Origin of the sequence: Lacrimispora sphenoides (genome assembly GCF_900105215.1) — a bacterium.
GTDB classification, from domain to species: domain Bacteria; phylum Bacillota; class Clostridia; order Lachnospirales; family Lachnospiraceae; genus Lacrimispora; species Lacrimispora sphenoides_A.
Genome location: NZ_FOIP01000002.1, coordinates 935,548 through 952,932 on the forward strand (window position 1 = coordinate 935,548; position 17,385 = coordinate 952,932).

16 protein-coding genes are annotated in these 17,385 nt (G+C 44.9%); 9 read left to right on the forward strand and 7 right to left on the reverse strand.

The features are described from left to right. Positions 1–73: 73 nt before the first annotated feature. The gene (locus tag BMW45_RS21135) at positions 74–1,408 is read left to right on the forward strand and encodes a LysM peptidoglycan-binding domain-containing protein (RefSeq protein WP_092248627.1); all 1,335 of its coding nucleotides are present in this window, start codon (positions 74–76) and stop codon (positions 1,406–1,408) included. A 60-nt stretch (positions 1,409–1,468) separates the two neighbouring features. On the opposite strand, the gene BMW45_RS21140 is transcribed toward BMW45_RS21135, so the two are convergent. Both BMW45_RS21140 and BMW45_RS21145 read right to left on the reverse strand, forming a co-directional pair. Then, a complete protein-coding gene (locus BMW45_RS21140; protein ID WP_092248630.1) occupies positions 1,469–1,756 on the reverse strand; it encodes a hypothetical protein in 288 nt (95 codons plus the stop codon). A gap of 57 nt (positions 1,757–1,813) precedes the next feature. Beyond that, complete coding sequence (locus BMW45_RS21145; RefSeq protein ID WP_092248633.1) at positions 1,814–2,380, reverse strand: hypothetical protein; 567 nt, start codon at positions 2,378–2,380, stop codon at positions 1,814–1,816. A 77-nt stretch (positions 2,381–2,457) separates the two neighbouring features. On the opposite strand from BMW45_RS21145, the gene BMW45_RS28050 reads away from it, so the two are divergent. The 4 genes from BMW45_RS28050 to BMW45_RS21160 all read left to right on the forward strand — a co-directional run bounded on the left by BMW45_RS28050 (position 2,458) and on the right by BMW45_RS21160 (position 5,375). After that, positions 2,458–2,607 carry a hypothetical protein gene (locus BMW45_RS28050; RefSeq protein ID WP_166433177.1) on the forward strand — a complete coding sequence of 50 codons (150 nt, stop codon included), beginning with the start codon at positions 2,458–2,460 and terminating at the stop codon, positions 2,605–2,607. Positions 2,608–2,646: 39 nt separating this feature from the next. Further along, on the forward strand, positions 2,647–2,937 hold the full coding sequence (locus tag BMW45_RS29175; protein WP_207649135.1) for a hypothetical protein: 291 nt from the start codon (positions 2,647–2,649) through the stop codon (positions 2,935–2,937). Positions 2,938–3,071: 134 nt separating this feature from the next. Further along, complete coding sequence (locus BMW45_RS21155) at positions 3,072–4,226, forward strand: alanyl-tRNA editing protein (RefSeq protein ID WP_092248639.1); 1,155 nt, start codon at positions 3,072–3,074, stop codon at positions 4,224–4,226. A gap of 12 nt (positions 4,227–4,238) precedes the next feature. Continuing rightward, positions 4,239–5,375 (forward strand): AI-2E family transporter, encoded by a 1,137-nt coding sequence (locus tag BMW45_RS21160; RefSeq protein WP_092248642.1) that lies wholly within the window; start codon positions 4,239–4,241, stop codon positions 5,373–5,375. A gap of 48 nt (positions 5,376–5,423) precedes the next feature. Here BMW45_RS21160 and BMW45_RS21165 read toward each other — a convergent pair whose 3' ends face one another. The 3 genes from BMW45_RS21165 to BMW45_RS21175 all read right to left on the reverse strand — a co-directional run bounded on the left by BMW45_RS21165 (position 5,424) and on the right by BMW45_RS21175 (position 8,023). After that, complete coding sequence (locus BMW45_RS21165; RefSeq protein ID WP_092248645.1) at positions 5,424–7,004, reverse strand: flavodoxin family protein; 1,581 nt, start codon at positions 7,002–7,004, stop codon at positions 5,424–5,426. Continuing rightward, positions 7,001–7,534: a PadR family transcriptional regulator gene (locus BMW45_RS21170; protein WP_092248648.1), complete on the reverse strand. Its 534-nt coding sequence runs from the start codon at positions 7,532–7,534 to the stop codon at positions 7,001–7,003. The genes BMW45_RS21165 and BMW45_RS21170 overlap by 4 nt, the downstream gene beginning before the upstream one ends. A 249-nt stretch (positions 7,535–7,783) precedes the next feature. Next, complete coding sequence (locus BMW45_RS21175) at positions 7,784–8,023, reverse strand: hypothetical protein (RefSeq protein WP_025232640.1); 240 nt, start codon at positions 8,021–8,023, stop codon at positions 7,784–7,786. Positions 8,024–8,188: 165 nt separating this feature from the next. On the opposite strand from BMW45_RS21175, the gene BMW45_RS21180 reads away from it, so the two are divergent. Further along, entirely contained in the window at positions 8,189–9,232 is a 1,044-nt protein-coding gene (locus tag BMW45_RS21180) for a P1 family peptidase (RefSeq protein WP_092248651.1), read from the forward strand. Here BMW45_RS21180 and BMW45_RS21185 read toward each other — a convergent pair. Then, positions 9,229–9,483, reverse strand: a complete 255-nt coding sequence (locus tag BMW45_RS21185; RefSeq protein ID WP_025232642.1) for a hypothetical protein — start codon at positions 9,481–9,483, stop codon at positions 9,229–9,231. The genes BMW45_RS21180 and BMW45_RS21185 overlap by 4 nt on opposite strands. Before the next feature lie 220 nt (positions 9,484–9,703). Between BMW45_RS21185 and hemB the strand changes: the two genes are divergently transcribed. Next, the gene (gene hemB, locus BMW45_RS21190; protein ID WP_092248654.1) at positions 9,704–10,687 is read left to right on the forward strand and encodes a porphobilinogen synthase; all 984 of its coding nucleotides are present in this window, start codon (positions 9,704–9,706) and stop codon (positions 10,685–10,687) included. A gap of 21 nt (positions 10,688–10,708) precedes the next feature. Here hemB and BMW45_RS21195 read toward each other — a convergent pair whose 3' ends face one another. Continuing rightward, positions 10,709–11,563: a PHP domain-containing protein gene (locus BMW45_RS21195; RefSeq protein WP_092248657.1), complete on the reverse strand. Its 855-nt coding sequence runs from the start codon at positions 11,561–11,563 to the stop codon at positions 10,709–10,711. A gap of 181 nt (positions 11,564–11,744) precedes the next feature. On the opposite strand from BMW45_RS21195, the gene BMW45_RS21200 reads away from it, so the two are divergent. Together BMW45_RS21200 and nifJ are read left to right on the forward strand one after the other, a co-directional pair. After that, a complete protein-coding gene (locus BMW45_RS21200; RefSeq protein ID WP_092248660.1) occupies positions 11,745–13,463 on the forward strand; it encodes a VanW family protein in 1,719 nt (572 codons plus the stop codon). Between the two features lie 241 nt (positions 13,464–13,704). After that, positions 13,705–17,244: a pyruvate:ferredoxin (flavodoxin) oxidoreductase gene (nifJ, locus tag BMW45_RS21205; RefSeq protein WP_092248663.1), complete on the forward strand. Its 3,540-nt coding sequence runs from the start codon at positions 13,705–13,707 to the stop codon at positions 17,242–17,244. Positions 17,245–17,385 lie beyond the last annotated feature (141 nt).

Below are 17,385 nucleotides of genomic sequence, written 5' to 3' on the forward strand. Positions count from 1 at the left end.
CTGTGAAATTTTAATCGTATGAACATGTAGGATTAGCATATAATTGAATTAATAAGATCATTTGAGGAAAGCCATGATCATACATGTTGTCCAACCCGGCGAAACCATCAAATCAATATCAGAATATTACAAAATTCCTGTTGACAGATTAATATTAGAAAACGGAATTACAAATCCTGATAATTTAGCAATAGGTCAAACCATTGTGATTGTTCAACCGGAAACAATCTATACCGTCCAGCCCGGCGATACTTTAAATAGTATTGCGGAGCAGCATAATGTTTCACGGATAGAATTACTGAGAAACAATCCCTATCTCTCAGATAGAGAATTTTTGTACTCCGGTGAAACGATTGTTATAAATTATCAAACGAATAGAACAAGAGCAATTAACACCGGAGGCTATGCCTTTCCATATATTGATAATTCGGTTTTAATAAAAACACTGCCTTTTTTAACTTATTTAACTATTTTCAATTACAGGGCTACAAGTGAGGGAGAAATTATTGCCAGGGCTGACGACACTGAGCTTATCCAGTTGGCTAAAGCATATGGAGTTGCGCCCATGTTGTTTGTTTCTACTATCACGGAAGAAGGAATAGTGAGCCATGATGTGAACTATGAAATTTTAAATAATCCTACAATACAAGATCGTCTTATTGAATATGCTCTTCAAATATTAAAAAGGAAAGGTTATTACGGGATTAACATATATGTCGAAGACATCACCTTTGACAATATCAATAGCATTGCGGATTATTTGAAGAAAGCCTCGGCGATTTTTCATGCAGAAGGTTTCAGGATCTTGATTACCGTAACACCTATCACGAATATTGATACCCCTTACGTCAGTTTTGAAAAATTAGATTATGCTAAATTGTCTGATTATGTAGATGGAATCATATTTGCCTCCTATGATTGGGCAAGGATTTACAACTACCCTAATTCAGTTTTCCCGGTTTATGTTTTAAGAGAATTATTAGATTACGCAGTTAGTATTATTCCTAATGAAAAAATCATTTTTGGAATTACCACCCTAGGTTATGATTGGACACTTCCATATGTTCCAGGTGCCACAGCTGCTATTGTAATGACTAATAATAGAGCGGTACAAATTGCAGCGGAAAACGATCTGCCGATACAATTTAATGATGCAGCACAGGCGCCTTACTTTTACTATGAGGATTGTGATGGGAACATGCATGTAGTTTGGTTTAAAGATGCAAGAAGCTTTAACGCAAGAGCAGGGCTGGCAGAAGAATATAACCTCCAGGGCTTATCTATTTGGACAATTATGAGGTTTGATGCTCAAATGTGGTTTATTATTAATACTAAATATTACATAGAGAAGCTTATGGAGAGTGTGACGAAGCAAGGATGCCGACCAAGGTTCAGGCCAAAGTGCTGAGTGGTAAAATAAGGACATTATAGCGGATCCCTATTGGGACCGCCCATAATGTCCTTTTTCTTATTTTGTATTGCGCTTCATTATATTTTGGGAAAGCATGCGCAAGGTATCCATTCGTTTCCGCTCGTTTGGAGTCATGTTGGCGCTCATAATGGAAATGAGAAGGTCAGTCTCTTCATTACTGAACTGAATGCCTTTTCGGCTTGCTTCTGCATTTAAGTTTAAAAGTGTTGGAACAAGCTGGTCTTTTGGAGTGGATTCTACCCGCTTTGCAAATTCGGACAGCATGGAGAGTTTTTGCGGATTCATATTTCTAAGTCTGGGGTCTTGTTTCCAATTAATATTCATAGGTTGTCATTTTTCCTTTCTATGGTATATGGTAAGGGAGCCAGGGAGAAACATGGATTAATTCATCTGCTGCATGGCCGACATCATAAGCTGCATGGTTTCAAACTTGGCCTGTTGATCCGGTGGCATGAAATTCTTGAGCTGATCCAGTGGCATCCGTCCAAAGGAGTTATTATTCTGCCGGTGGTTGCCAGTAGGCTTGCTGGATCCTTCAGTCTGGGATTGAGATTGGAACTGGGATTGGGCCTGGACCGGAATGGTGGAACTTGGTACCGGGCTTGGATCCGGGGAAGAGTTGGCCAGTCTAAGGCCCTGGGAGAAGTTGATAATAAGGTCAATGAGATCCTGTTCCGCCGGATTCGCAAAGGACTTTATGGTGTTCAGCATGTCAAGGGGGTTGTTATTCCGCTCTCTTTCCCTTGAGGAGTTGAGTCCCATGGCAGCTACCTCTCCTTCTTCAAAAAGATCAATGGTGCGGCGCAGCTCGTTTATTTTAACGAAGTAGGACATAAAACGCTGCTGGGAAACACTCATATAAGGCAGGGCAGCCTTCATCATCTGAAGATGATTATCACCGATAAGGGAGTCCAGATCATTTGCGCGAATATTTTGCTCGTTGTTCATGGCATAAGATTCCTTACTTTTCTTGTTGACAATATATGCGTCTGCATATATTAGTATTACAGGAGAGTGATTTAGATATGAAAAGCCGATTAATCATAGATGGAAATTCAGTATATGAAATTGATGAAGATTGCATGAAGAGAAAACAGAACAAGAGCTCCTTAAAAGGAGTAAGCAGCCAGAACTCTTTTCAACGACCTGGAAAAAACAATGGTCAGAGCCGTTAATAAATAAAAAACAAGGCCCGATCTGTAAAAGATCGGGCCTTGTTTTATGTTTGCTTAGCAGAAGAAGTTATTTCCGCCGCCGCCGCAGCAGCAGAGCAGAAGAATGATGATTATCCAACTGCATCCACCATCATTACCACAACCGCCTCCGCAACTGTTACCGCAACCGCCACCGCAACCGCCACCGAAGCCGCCGCCACCGCCACAGAAGCACAGGATAATGATCAGCCAGATAATATTGAAGCCGCATCCATTATTGCCACATCCTCCATCACATCCGCATCCACAGTTAGTTGCTGCCAGATCACTCATATTGGTTCCTCCAAATAATTTGTTTACAATGTAAGTGTATGAATGTCAGCTTGCCACTGTTTCCAATTTTTCTAAAAATTTTAGATTTGTTATGATTGAACTTATCCAATTGTTGTGTATAATTAGTACAACAGAGAAATGAGGAGCAAAAGATGGAAAAATTATATTATGACAGACCTTATGTTAAAACATTTGAAGCGATAGTGATAGATTGCAGGCCGGGAAAGGACTGCTTTTTTGAGGTGTTTTTAGATAGGACGGCTTTTTATCCAGAGGGCGGCGGACAGCCGGCTGATACTGGTAGTCTGGGGGAAGCGGCGGTCCTTGATGTTAGGGAAAAGACGGAAGGCATTGTTCACATAACGGATAAGCCCCTAAAGGCTGGAAGCAGGGTGAATGGAATCATAGACTGGGAGAGGAGATTCTGCCATATGCAGAATCATTCCGGAGAGCATATATTGTCGGGAATCGTACATAAGCATTATGGCCTTGATAACGTAGGATTTCACATGGGAAAGGATGAGGTGACCGTGGACTTTAACGGAATCCTCACCATGGAACAGATAGAGGCGGTAGAAACGGAAGTGAATGAACTCATCTGGCAGGATATCCCGGTTCTGGAGTCTTATCCGTCAAAGGAAGATCTATCCCTTATCGATTACCGGAGCAAAAAGGAATTGAGCGGGCAAGTCCGGCTGATCGAGTTTCCGGGAGGCGATGTGTGTGCCTGTTGCGGAACCCATGTGATAACGGCGGGAGAAATCGGTTTTTTGAAAGTGACTGGGATGATTCATAATAAGGGCGGTGTCAGGGTGACCATGCTGTGCGGAAGGATGGCTCTGGAAGATTACCGCAAAAAACAGAAGGCAGTATCCGGAATTTCCGTCCTGCTGTCGGCAAAACCGGATCATCTCCTGGAGGCAGTTGACAGATTGAAAGAAGAAGGGCAGAAAAAGGATGGAAGAATCGGCCAGCTTTCCAAAGAACTTTTAGAAAGAAAGGCCGGAGATTATCCCGAACTGGATGCGCCTCTTCTGGTTTTTGAACGTGACTTATCCCCGGTACAGCTGAGACAGTTTTGCACGATGCTGTATGAAGGAAAGAAGGGAAGCGTTGTTTTGGCATGTTCCGGAGATGAGGGTATCTTTCAGTATGCACTTGGAAGCGGTCAGAAGGACATGAGGGCGTTGAGCAAAGCATTAAATGGAAGATTAAATGGCCGGGGGGGTGGAAGCTCCCTGATGGCCCAGGGCACCTTTCAGGCCTTACAGGAAGATATCAGACAAGCTTTTGAAGAGGAGTCATAAAAGGAGAGTATGATGGAATTTAATGACAGTACAATTAAAAAAATACGGGGCCTGATCGTATTTGCCGTAATCGTGGTGGTGGCGGGCTGGAATTATCGCAGCCTGTTTGCCCTGGCGATGAAGATGGTGGGATTTATTTCGCCCTTTCTTTTGGGAGGCGTTATGGCTTTTATCCTCAATGTGCCGATGCGCAGGATCGAGCAATTGCTGCCGGTAAAGAAAGATAACAAAATCCGAAGGCCGTTAAGCCTTTGCCTTACCCTGGTGTTTGTAATTGGGCTCCTTCTGCTTGTTATTTTTGTAGTGTTACCTCAGCTTATTGATACCGTTATAAGCCTGCAAAACAGCATTCCGGCGTTTCTTGCAGGTGTTAAAGAGGAAGCGGAGAGGCTGTTTGTCCAGAATCCTGAAATCGCGGATTATATCAACAGCATTGAGATTGACTGGAAATCCTTTCTGGAAAACGTGGTTGGATTTTTATCCGCGGGAGCGGGTTCGGTACTTTCTTCCACCGTGTCGGCCGCTCTTTCCATTATCAGTGGGATGACCGCCTTTTTAATCGCCCTTGTCTTTGCTATTTATATTCTTCTTCAGAAGGAGACTCTTTCACGGCAGATACAAAAGCTGATGAAGGCATTTCTTCCGGAACAGGTGTCCTTACGGACGCTTGAGATTTTAACGCTGGTTTCTGAAACCTTTTCCCATTTCCTTACGGGACAGTGCATGGAAGCAGTCATTCTTGGGAGTATGTTTTTTTTGACCCTGACGGCCTTTGGCCTTCCATATGGGATACTTATCGGCGTTTTGATTGCATTTACAGCCCTGATCCCGATGTTCGGGGCATTTATCGGCTGTGCCATCGGGGCGTTTTTAATGCTGATGGTAAGGCCATTGGATGCATTTATTTTTTTAATCATCTTCTTTGTGCTTCAGCAGGTGGAAGGAAACTTTATCTACCCTCATGTAGTGGGAAATTCCGTGGGACTTCCTTCCATCTGGGTCCTGGTTGCAGTCACCATCGGCGGCAGCGCCATGGGAATTGTAGGAATGCTGATTTTTATTCCACTCTGTTCCGTGGTGTATGCCATTCTCCGGGAAATTGTGAATGAAAGGCTGGAAAAGCAGAAGAATCCTAAAAACAAAAAATAAAAAAGCTGCCCTGCTGGTTCTATCGGCCAGCAGGGCAGCTTTCTGTCCCTATCCTCTCGCCCACCGCGCCGGATACCATTTCTGGAACCATACGGTAAAAGCACCCATAAACGCAGGCAAAGCAGAATTGATTAAACCGATATAAGATGAGAAATCGGTACCCATCAGAATATAGGTCCAAATCGGTGTAATTACATATAAGCCTCCCCAGGCAGCGGTCAAAATGCGGTTTGTTCTCATGAACAGCGGATTCGAAAATGCGTTTTCATTGCCATAGTGCGCTGCGCTGTAATGGGCGGTCAGTGGTATTTTGGGAAACGCACCGATGATCCATATCAATCCGAATATCAAATAGCTGCCGGAAACGACCAGCCTCGTATCTGCGCCGAATAAGACTGCCAGCGAAAGTCCGGTTACAATCGGGATGCTGATTTGCTCATAGATAACAGGCTGGAACACAAACCATAATAAGGTCACAGACGCAGCTGTGACAATGCCGGCTGCAGCACCAATCGTGGGATTAATGGCTATTGTTGTCCAAATGACAATCCAGGGCAGGAGAAAGGTCATCATGTTGGTTTTGCGCTGCGGTATTTTACTGGTTGAATTTGATGGCGGTGTACCAAACAACTCATTCCACTTAAGCATGAGGTTAAAATCGCCGAGTATTTTATAAAGCCGTTTAAATAACGCATCCTGTCCGGAAATTTCACCGCGGGAGATGGAACGCCAGAGGGAATACGGCGTTTCAATCCTTGTGGTATAAGGTTTGAAACCGTCCGTTATGACCTCGGCCCCTTGGTTTGTCAGCATGATCTGATAGGTTTTATCAATGTCGGTATAATAAAACTCCAATACACGTTCCACACCATCCGGCCTATATAGAGCCGACATCTGAATCGTGAAGTTTAAGCTGTCATCTTCCGTAGCGGCATCATCGTTTTTAGAAATACCCCAGGAGGCATCAGCCATTTTTTCAAACACATCTCGGGGATATAAAGGCTCCGTAAGCTCTGCCTGTGTCCCGTAACGAATTCCTCCGGCGGCATATTCCGCCCCGGCACGGCGGACGATATCCAGATACGCATCCGTGCGGCCTTTTAATTCCGGAAAATGAAACAGTTCTCCCTGCCCGCATAGAATTGACGTATAGCTGCCTTTGCCGCATAAGTGGTCAAACATGGCTATAACAGCGTCATAATTACCTTTTTGTGTCCAAAAGCCGCAAGTCGAAATAACAAGGTGTTTTTGATGGGTCAAATCAACCCTTGCCGGATGATTTCCGCTTTCGTTTCCCTCCGCCATGAAAGGTAAATTCAGTGGCAATTGCCGGTCAATGAGATTTTTCAAATCGCCGGGAACGCTGAAATAATACAGCGGAAAAGACCAGATGATCACATCGGCTGCAATCATTTTGGCGAGAATTTCACTCATATCGTCGTTTATGACACACGTTCCCGGTGTTTTACTCCAACAGGCAAAGCATCCCAGGCAGTTCTTTATGTTAGCTTTTGCTACGTCAATAATCTCGGCATCTTCCCATTGGGCTCCCTCTAAAAATGCACGGGTAAGGTACATGGTATTACTGCTTTTACTTTTGGGAGAACCATTTACAACTAAAATTTTCATCGTTTCATCTCCTCTAACATAGCAATCGCCTTGTCTGCCCAGTTAAGTCCGGCGTCGAAAAACACATCTCCGTAAAGCGCTACTATTTCCCAATATTTTGATTTTCGGTCGTCGCCGACAATTGCTCCATATTCAGAGATTATATCATGGGCGGCGTTCATTTCCTTGCTGCTTTCCATACATTGTTTGCGATAGGTGCGGAGCATTTCCAATGATTGATCGATATCTGTCTCTCCGGCGAAGAATACGCGCATCAGAAATGCACTTCTTATACGCATTGCGTCGGCAATATCCGATTCCGGCGAGGACAGCCAGCTGCCAAGTTCCTCTTTTCCGCTGTCTGTTATGCTATACACCCGTTTGTTGGGCTTTTGGTTCTGGATCACACGCTCGCTGGTCAGCCAGCCGCAGCGCTCCATGGCATCCAGTTCACGGTAAATCTGGCTGTTCTTTGCCTGCCAGAAAAACGAAAGAGAATCCTTAAATGCCTTATCCAGCTCATAGCCCGTCATTGAGCCATAATTCAGCAATCCAACAGACCATGCTTCAGCGACATATATATACCCCCTTTATTATATATTCAACAAGTTGATTATATAATAAAGGGGGTATAGTGTCGAGTTTAACCTGTTGTTTTTCACACTATTTCAGATAACTATGAGGCGTGCATGATTCTATGGCTGGCAGAGCGCAAAAAGGGCAGGGGTCAGAGCAAGATAAAAACCGCAGGACACAATGATCCTACGGTTTTTATCAGAAACATAATCTCTTTTTTTCTGTTATTCTCCCTGATACATGTATTTAATGAGTCTTTCTACATCTTCCGGGTCATGAGCAACCAGCTCCAGTTCATTGATGATGCTGCCGTTGGAAAAAATGGTGGCCATGGATAAGTACTGGCTTAATTTGGACTTTAAGTTGATCCGGTCACCTTCCTTGGAAACCAGCTCAACGGTGCCTTTGCACTGCTCGATTACCTTGAAAAATTTTTCTACATCTGTGATATTTTGAATTTTCATGTGAATCCCTCCTCTGAAATGTCCGTGAAATGAATGTCATTTCCTACGTCCTTATTATAGCAGTGTTCTTTCTCTGGTACAATATGGAAAAAATAAGAAAAAGAAGTTAAACCACTGTTTATTATGTATAATAAGAACATAAATGTGAAAAGGGAGGATAGGATCATGAAGAGGATGCGGGAATATGGCATCATCACGGGGAGACTGGCTCCGGGACCCCTTAATAAAATCACGGATGTGGAAGGTGTTCTGGTGGGACATAACACGATCGATACCATGGATCACAAAACAGGAGTCACGGTCATCATTCCCTGTAAGGACAATCCCTTCCAAAAAAAGCTGGTGGCAGCGGCTTATATTCATAATGGTTTTGGCAAAAGCCAGGGACTGATCCAGATGGAAGAACTGGGAACTTTAGAAACACCCATTGCCCTTACCAATACGTTAAATGTGGGGAAGGTTCACGATGCTCTGGTGGATTTAATGCTTGAGAGATGCAGGAAAGAGGGGGCAGAGTTAGCTTCTGTAAATCCTGTAGTGGGAGAGTGCAATGATTCGGTCTTAAATAACATCAGCGAAAGGGTTATAGGACTGAAAGAGGTGATGGCGGCTGTTAAAGATGCTGTGCCGGATTTTGAAGAAGGGGCCGTAGGAGCCGGCTGCGGCACGGTATGCTATGGCTTAAAGGGAGGAATCGGGTCTGCTTCCAGAAGGTTTATAATCGGAGGAGAGACCTATACCCTTGGAGTATTGGTGCAGTCGAATTTTGGAAGCACCGAGAACCTGATGATAGGCGGGCGGACTGTTGGAGAGGAAATTGCCCGGATAACAAAGCCGCAGGTTCTGGACAGAGGCTCTATCATGACCGTCATAGCTACGGATCTTCCTGTCTCAGACCGTCAGTTAAAGAGAATTATAAAGCGGGCCGGGGTAGGGCTTTCCAGAACAGGTTCCTATATGGGACACGGAAGCGGAGATATTATGATTGGCTTTACCACGGCAAACCGGATATCGGAACAGGCAGAAAAAGAACTGCTCTCCATCCGCATTCTAAAAGAAAGTGCCCTGGAGACGGCCTTTACGGCTGCGGCAGAAGCGACGGAGGAAGCGGTCCTCAATTCTCTTGCCATGGCAAAAACAACCACAGGCTGCAAAGGTAATGTGGTACATTCCCTGACGGACCTGTGGCTTTCCAAAGAGCGGTCTTAATCAAAATCTGCGTGATAAACCTGATCAGGCGAGTGAATGTCAATGGAGCTTAAATTAAACTGGTCTTCGAAAACCTGGATTTTATATTCGAAAAAAGTATCATCCGTTTTCTTTGACATGAATACATAGGCCCCCGGTTCCTTATCCTCAATCTCATCGCATATCTCGTCGTAGATTTCTTCCCCGTCCACCGGGCCTTTATAGCCGGTCATGCGGATGGCTTCTTCAATTGCCTGATAGAATTCTTCCATAAAGCAGTACCTCATTTCTGATTCATTTTATATGGATACTATTATAAGCAATCTTTTCCATTGCTGCAAGAATTACTTGAATCTTATTTTAGAGGGTGTATAATGGACAAGGTCAAATACCTCGCAGTAAGCTAAGGGAAATTTGTTCCTACAGCATTTGCCAGTTGAAAGAATGCAGCCTGGCTCATAGCCTGCGTAAAATAAAATGGAGGGATTGGATATGGATTTATTATACAGACCAAGAAGATTAAGAACATCAGATACCTTAAGGAAAATGGTACGGGAAACCAGAGTTTCAAAGGAATCTCTTATTTATCCGCTGTTTGTGGTGGATGGAAAAGAAATTGTGGAAGAAATCCCTTCCATGGAAGGCCAATACCGCTACAGCGTGGACCGGCTCCCGCAAATTATGGACCGGCTCGTAAATGCCGGTGTGGAAAAAGTCCTGTTGTTTGGAATTCCGGCTCATAAAGACACTTGCGGCAGCCAGGCCTACGATGAGGAGGGCGTTGTACAACGGGCCATCCGCTTTATCAGAGAGCATTATCCTATGGTATACATTGTTACGGATGTGTGCATGTGTGAATATACATCCCATGGTCACTGTGGAATCCTTGACGGAGAATCGGTTGATAATGACAAGACCCTGAAATATTTGAACATGATAGCCCTATCCCATGTAAAAGCAGGAGCTCATATGGTGGCCCCTTCCGACATGATGGATGGCAGGATCGGTTCCATGAGACAGGCCCTTGATGAGGCAGGATTTGTGAATGTGCCGATCATGGCTTATTCTGCCAAATATTCCTCCGCATTTTACGGGCCATTTCGGGAGGCTGCCGGATCTGCGCCGGCTTTTGGAGACCGGAAAAGCTATCAGATGGATTATCATAACAGGAAAGAAGCATTAAAGGAAGTGGAGTTAGATGTGGCGGAAGGAGCCGATATCGTGATGGTAAAGCCTGCACTTTCTTATCTGGATATCATAAGAGAAGTGGCAGACCGTCACGACCTTCCTGTGGCCGCATACAGCGTAAGCGGTGAATATGCCATGATAAAAGCGGCTTCTAAAGCTGGTTTTATTGAGGAAGAAAAGATTGTTTGTGAGTCAGCAGTGAGTATATACCGCGCAGGGGCGGATATCCTTATTACATATTACGCAATAGAACTTGCCCGTTTCATGGATGAAGGAAAAATCGGCTGATAAAGATGGCGGGGGAGGGGATCAAAGGCCCTTCTCCCTCCGTATCCTTTTAATATCGTCTAAAAGAAGCGCAGTTATCCGAAGGCCTCCCCGTCCGACACCTAAGCTGATATCAGGCTTGTTGCTCCCATGAAAATCAGAGCCGCCTGTGGGAAAGAGGTCGTATTTCCGGGCCAGTTTTCTTAATTTGCCGCTTTCATACTGATTATTGGAAGAGTGGTAGACCTCCAGACCCTGAAGCCCCAGATCCTTTAAATAGCAGACCAGTTCCTCTGTTTTTTTATCTCCCAGGTGATATTGGTATGGATGGGCCAAAACAGGGGAAGCATTACAATCGGTAAGGATTTTCATGGCGTGCTCCGGCGTGATCTTTTCTTTGCGTGGGCAGTAGGGGCCGCTATAGTTCAGATATTTTTTAAATGCCTGGTCCATATTCTTTACATAGCCTTTTTCAAGAAGAACCCGGGCAAAATGAGCACGGGTTATGACCGTGTCAGGATTTCCTGCCATTACTTCATCTAATGTGATGGAAATGCCGGCATTTTGGAAACGGCGTATCATTTCCTCATTCCTTTTTTTTCGAATTTCTTTAAGAGCATCCGTTTCTGAGATAAATACCCGGTCCGTTGGATCGACATAAATCCCCAGGATGTGAATTTCTTCTCCCTGGTACACGCAGGAGAGTTCAATTCCGGGGATGATTTCAATTGGAAGCCCGGCAGCAGCAGCCTGGGCTTCTGAAAGACCGTCAATGGTGTCATGATCGGTCAGTGCAATGGCAGCCAGGTCCTTTTCTACGGCCAGGGCCACCACTTCGGAGGGAGTGAATGTGCCATCCGAAGCATTGGAATGAACATGCAAATCGATAAATTTCATAAAAACCTCCAAAATGAAATAGATTGGTAACACTATAGTAACATGTTTTTTTCATTCTGTAAAATGTTGAAAAAAGACGAAAAATAATTAAGAAAATTCATAAAATCGTAATAGCATTTCCCACAAAGTATGGTATACTACTCAATGTAAAGCTACAAAATCATGTAAAAAGGTGAAGTTAATGAATCAAATAGATAACAGACAAAGAGGTGGGGGAAGAACCAATTCTTCCCGGAATGGAAGCAGTAAAAATGCATCGGAAACAGGCCGCAGGACAGGACAGGCTTACAGAACGGGCAGCTCCTATCAGCAAAGGCGGGGAAAGAAAAGAAAAAGAGGCCCTCAGTATAACATTACAAAGATTCTTCTGGCGATCATTCTGGCTGTTGCTGCTTTTATCTGCATTATGGCGGCTGTTAAGCTTATTGGAGGCCGTAGGGCAAAGGAGACGGAGGTCAATACCACAACCGTTTCAGAGCCGGAATTACGGAAAGAAGTTAAAGTCGATGGAATCTCCATCGCCGGCATGTCCAGGGACGAGGCCCGGGATGCCATTGAAAAGAATTATCAGTGGGGAATGAAGGTCACCTATCATGACGATCAGTACGAAATTGAGAATCTGCTGGACAAAAAGCTGGATTCCCTGCTTGAAGAAATATATTCAGGTGAACCAAAGGAAAGTTATACCCTTGAATTTGACGGACTGGATGAAGACGTTCAGGCTGAGGTAAAAGCCATCGCAGGAAAATGGGATGTTGCGGCCAAGAACGGTTCTATTTCAGGATTTGATAAAAGTGCCGGGAAATTTGTCTATTCCGGAGAGAAAAACGGAGTTGTGATTAATCAGGATAAGCTGGCATTGGATATTTTGACCCAGCTCAAGGATAAGAATTTCCAGGCGGTTATCGCGGCGGAAGGCAAGGAAGTTGCCCCTAAGATAACGGAAGCCCAGGCAAAGGAAATGTATAAGGTCATAGGTACTTATACTACAACTACTACGGCTAACAGTGCAAGGAATAAGAATATCGAACTGGCTTCTGAGGCCCTGAACGGGGTAATTCTGCAGCCGGGAGAAGAATTCTCCTTTAATAAAGCCACAGGGGAGCGTTCCACTGCAAAGGGATATCGTCCGGCAGGCGCTTATTTGAACGGAGAATTAGTTGAGGAGCCCGGAGGAGGCGTATGCCAGGTGTCTTCTACCTTATATAATGCGGTAGTATTCGCAGGGATTTCTACTACGGAGCGCCACGCCCACAGCTACGAGCCTTCCTATGTAACACCGGGAGAGGATGCTATGGTCAGCTACGGCGGACCTGATATGAAATTTGTCAATAATTCTACCACTGCAATAGCCATCAGAACCAGCTTTGCCGACCGGAAGCTTAAGATCTCTATTGTGGGAATTCCGATTCTGGAGGAGGGTGTCACATTATCCATGACATCGAAGAAAACAGCAGAATTAGATGCTCCGGCGCCGGTTTACGAGGAAGACCAGACACTTCAGCCTACGGAGGAAAAGATCGTTAAGGCTGAGACCAAGGGAAGCCGCTGGGTGACCAATCTGGTTACCAAAAAGAATGGCGTTGTGGTTAGCGATGAGTTTTTCCATAACAGTACGTACCGCGGAAAGTCGGCTACCATCAAGCGGAATAAATCCGGAGTTGTCATTCCGACCACTGATCCGGCGACTTCTGCCCCTGAAACCACTGGAGTAAGTCCCCAGGGACCGGGAGAGACCACCGCACCTCACGATAATGAGACGGCTGGAAATTCCGGAGGACCTCAGGGCCCCGGTACCACGGAAACTCAGCCTACCCAGCCCCAGGGACCGTCTTCTACCACAGAAGCGGCAGGCGATAACGGAGGCCAGAATGTCATTCCTCCCAACCCTTTTAACTAAAAACAAAATAAAAACACGATAAAAACAAAATAAAAACAAAATAAAAACAAAACAAAAAAAGACAGGACTGGACAGAATACTCGTTCCAGTCCCTTTTTATCGGATTGTTTCGAAAATAATACTTAATTTTCCTGTTTTAATATTTGCTTTTTGTTGAATAATTGTTATAATAATGTCAGGTCACTTTCCCTATACGGGAACCAATTTATACATTATTCACATTTGCAGGAGGAAATCAAGAATGGCAAGAAAAATGAAAACCATGGATGGTAACCATGCAGCAGCTCATGCGTCATACGCATTTACTGATGTAGCGGCTATCTATCCAATTACCCCATCTTCACCTATGGCTGAAGCAACAGATGAATGGGCGACAGACGGAAGAACCAATATCTTCGGTCAGAAAGTACAGATTACAGAGATGCAGTCTGAGGCAGGTGCAGCAGGTGCAGTACACGGTTCCTTAGCAGCAGGTGCGCTGACCACCACCTATACAGCTTCTCAGGGTCTTTTACTGATGATCCCGAACCTTTATAAAATCGCAGGCGAACAGTTACCAGGTGTAATCAACGTATCCGCACGTGCAGTTGCAAGCCATGCTTTATCTATCTTTGGTGACCACTCCGACGTATATGCTTGCCGTCAGACAGGCTGTGCTATGTTATGCGAATCCAGCGTACAGGAAGTTATGGACTTAACTCCGGTTGCTCATATGGCAGCACTCGAGGGAAAAGTACCATTTATCAACTTCTTCGACGGTTTCCGCACATCCCACGAGATCCAGAAGATCGAAACCTGGGATTATGAGGACTTAGAAGAGATGGTAAGTATGGACGCGATTGACGAATTCCGTCGCCGTGCATTAAATCCAAACCATCCGGAATTAAGAGGTTCCGCTCAGAATCCTGATATTTTCTTCCAGGCAAGAGAAGCCTGCAACCCTTATTATGATGCTCTGCCTGCAATTGTTCAGAAATACATGGATAAGGTTAACGCAAAGATCGGAACTGATTATAAATTATTCAATTACTACGGCGCACCGGATGCGGAGCATGTAATCATTTCCATGGGTTCCGTAAACGATACCATTGAGGAAACTCTTGACTATCTTCTGGCTTCCGGAAACAAGGTAGGTGTAATCAAGGTTCGCTTATACCGTCCTTTCTCTGCACAGGCTTTCATTGATGCAATCCCGGATACCGTTAAGACCATTTCTGTATTAGACAGAACAAAAGAGCCAGGTTCCTTAGGCGAGCCGTTATACCTTGATGTTGTTGCAGCTCTTAAGGGAACTAAGTTTGATCAGGTGAAGATCTTAACCGGTCGTTATGGTTTAGGTTCCAAGGACACAACACCAACTCAGATCGTTGCTGTTTATGATAACAAGGAGAAGAGTCCGTTTACGATCGGTATTGTAGATGATGTGACCCATCTATCTCTTGAGACAGGCACACCAATCGTTACCACTCCGGAAGGAACTTCAAACTGTAAGTTCTGGGGTCTTGGCGCAGATGGTACCGTAGGTGCCAACAAAAACTCCATCAAGATCATCGGTGACAACACAGACATGTACGCTCAGGCTTACTTTGATTATGACTCCAAGAAGTCCGGCGGTGTTACCATGTCTCACTTACGTTTTGGACACAAGCCGATCAAGTCCACTTACCTGATCCGTCAGGCTAACTTTGTGGCTTGTCACAATCCTGCTTATATCCGTAAGTACAACATGGTTCAGGAACTGGTTGACGGCGGTGTCTTCTTATTAAACTGCCCATGGGATGCAGCTGGTCTTGAGAAGCATCTTCCAGGACAGGTGAAGAAGTACATTGCTGACCACAATATCAGATTCTACACCATCGACGGTGTAAAGATCGGTATTGAGACCGGTATGGGCCAGACACGTATCAACACCATCCTTCAGTCCGCATTCTTCGAGCTGACCGGAATCATTCCTTCCGAGAAGGCGAACGAACTGATGAAGGCTGCTGCAAAGGCAACCTACGGACGTAAGGGTGAAGAAATCGTTATGAAGAACTGGGCAGCCATCGATGCAGGTGCAAAGGGCGTTATTAAGGTAGACGTTCCTGAAAGCTGGAAAAACTGCGAAGATGAAGGTCTTGATTATAAGTTTATTACGGAAGGCAGAAAGGATGCCGTTGATTTCGTTAATAACATTCAGTCTAAGGTAAATGCACAGGAAGGAAATTCCCTGCCTGTATCCGCATTCAGCGATTATGTCAATGGTTCCACACCATCCGGCTCTTCCGCATACGAGAAGCGCGGTATTGCAGTTACTATTCCTGGCTGGGTTCCAGAAAACTGTATCCAGTGTAACTTCTGTTCCTATGTATGTCCTCACGCTGTTATCCGTTCCGTAGCTCTGACTGAGGAAGAAGCAGCAAGAAAGCCAGAGGAGATGAAGACTCTTCCGATGACAGGCATGCCAGGATACCAGTTCGCTGTGACTGTATCCGCATTTGACTGTACAGGCTGTGGTTCCTGTGCAAACGTATGTCCTGGAAAGAAGGGCGAGAAGGCTCTTGTTATGGTCAACATGGAAGAAAACTGCGAAGAGAAGCAGAAAGTATATGATTTCGGCCAGACACTTCCGATCAAGCAGGAAGTTATCGACAAGTTTAAAGAGAATACCGTTAAGGGCAGCCAGTTCAAGAAACCTCTTCTTGAGTTCTCAGGAGCATGTGCAGGCTGTGGCGAGACACCTTATGCAAAACTGATCACCCAGTTATTCGGCGACAGAATGTATATTGCAAACGCAACCGGATGTACTTCTATCTGGGGCAACTCCTCACCATCCACACCGTATACCGTAAATGCAAAGGGACAGGGTCCTGCATGGGCAAACTCCTTATTCGAAGATAATGCAGAGTTCGGTTATGGTATGATGCTGGCTCAGAGCGCTATCAGAGGCGGCTTAAAGGCCAAAGTTGAAGAGGTTATGAATTCCGAGAAGGCTTCCGATGAAATTAAGGCAGCTTGTAAGGAATACCTGGATACATTTGAGGCAGGCGCAACCAATGGTTCTGCAACCGATAAGTTAGTTGCAGCATTAGACGGCATTGAGTGTGATACATGCAAGACTATCATTAAGGATAAGGATTTCCTTGCTAAGAAATCTCAGTGGATATTCGGTGGCGACGGCTGGGCTTATGATATCGGCTTCGGCGGTGTTGACCACGTACTTGCAAGCGGCAGGGATATTAACGTTATGGTATTTGATACAGAGATCTATTCCAATACCGGCGGACAGTCCTCTAAGGCTACCAAGACAGGTGCTGTTGCACAGTTCGCAGCAGGCGGTAAGGAAACAAGAAAGAAAGATCTTGCAAGTATCGCTATGAGCTATGGTTATGTATACGTTGCACAGATCGCCATGGGCGCTGATTATGCACAGACTGTTAAGGCAATCGCTGAGGCAGAGGCATATCCAGGACCATCTCTGATCATCGCTTATGCTCCATGTATCAGCCATGGTATCAAGAAGGGCATGTCCAAGGCTCAGACAGAAGAGAAGCTGGCTGTTGAGTGCGGTTACTGGAACAACTTCCGCTACAATCCAGCTGCTGAGAAGAAGTTCACCTTAGACAGCAAGGCTCCTGCATTAGAAGGATATCAGGAATTCTTAAAGGGCGAGGTTCGTTATGCTTCCCTGGCTATGAAGAATCCTGAGAGAGCAGCTGAATTATTTGCAAAGAATGAGGCAGATGCGAAAGAGCGGTATGAATACCTGCGGAAGCTGGTTACTTTATACGGCAATGATTAATTGATCTTTATATAATAAGTTACAGGCTCGGATGAAACCATCCGGGCCTGTTTTTATAGATGGATTCAAAGATTTTACACAAAAAGGCGGGAGTATTTAAAATAATACAGGCACTGGGCTTTTATGAGAGAATAAACTTAC

What these genes read in the sequence shown, in the direction of transcription:
- BMW45_RS21135 (WP_092248627.1), top strand. Translation starts at nt 74, where the DNA reads ATGATCATACATGTTGTCCAACCCGGCGAAACCATCAAATCAATATCA.
- BMW45_RS21140 (WP_092248630.1), bottom strand. Translation starts at nt 1,756, where the DNA reads ATGAATATTAATTGGAAACAAGACCCCAGACTTAGAAATATGAATCCG.
- BMW45_RS21145 (WP_092248633.1), bottom strand. Translation starts at nt 2,380, where the DNA reads ATGAACAACGAGCAAAATATTCGCGCAAATGATCTGGACTCCCTTATC.
- BMW45_RS28050 (WP_166433177.1), top strand. Translation starts at nt 2,458, where the DNA reads ATGAAAAGCCGATTAATCATAGATGGAAATTCAGTATATGAAATTGAT.
- BMW45_RS21155 (WP_092248639.1), top strand. Translation starts at nt 3,072, where the DNA reads ATGGAAAAATTATATTATGACAGACCTTATGTTAAAACATTTGAAGCG.
- BMW45_RS21160 (WP_092248642.1), top strand. Translation starts at nt 4,239, where the DNA reads ATGGAATTTAATGACAGTACAATTAAAAAAATACGGGGCCTGATCGTA.
- BMW45_RS21165 (WP_092248645.1), bottom strand. Translation starts at nt 7,004, where the DNA reads ATGAAAATTTTAGTTGTAAATGGTTCTCCCAAAAGTAAAAGCAGTAAT.
- BMW45_RS21175 (WP_025232640.1), bottom strand. Translation starts at nt 8,023, where the DNA reads ATGAAAATTCAAAATATCACAGATGTAGAAAAATTTTTCAAGGTAATC.
- BMW45_RS21180 (WP_092248651.1), top strand. Translation starts at nt 8,189, where the DNA reads ATGAAGAGGATGCGGGAATATGGCATCATCACGGGGAGACTGGCTCCG.
- BMW45_RS21185 (WP_025232642.1), bottom strand. Translation starts at nt 9,483, where the DNA reads ATGGAAGAATTCTATCAGGCAATTGAAGAAGCCATCCGCATGACCGGC.
- hemB (WP_092248654.1), top strand. Translation starts at nt 9,704, where the DNA reads ATGGATTTATTATACAGACCAAGAAGATTAAGAACATCAGATACCTTA.
- BMW45_RS21195 (WP_092248657.1), bottom strand. Translation starts at nt 11,563, where the DNA reads ATGAAATTTATCGATTTGCATGTTCATTCCAATGCTTCGGATGGCACA.
- BMW45_RS21200 (WP_092248660.1), top strand. Translation starts at nt 11,745, where the DNA reads ATGAATCAAATAGATAACAGACAAAGAGGTGGGGGAAGAACCAATTCT.
- nifJ (WP_092248663.1), top strand. Translation starts at nt 13,705, where the DNA reads ATGGCAAGAAAAATGAAAACCATGGATGGTAACCATGCAGCAGCTCAT.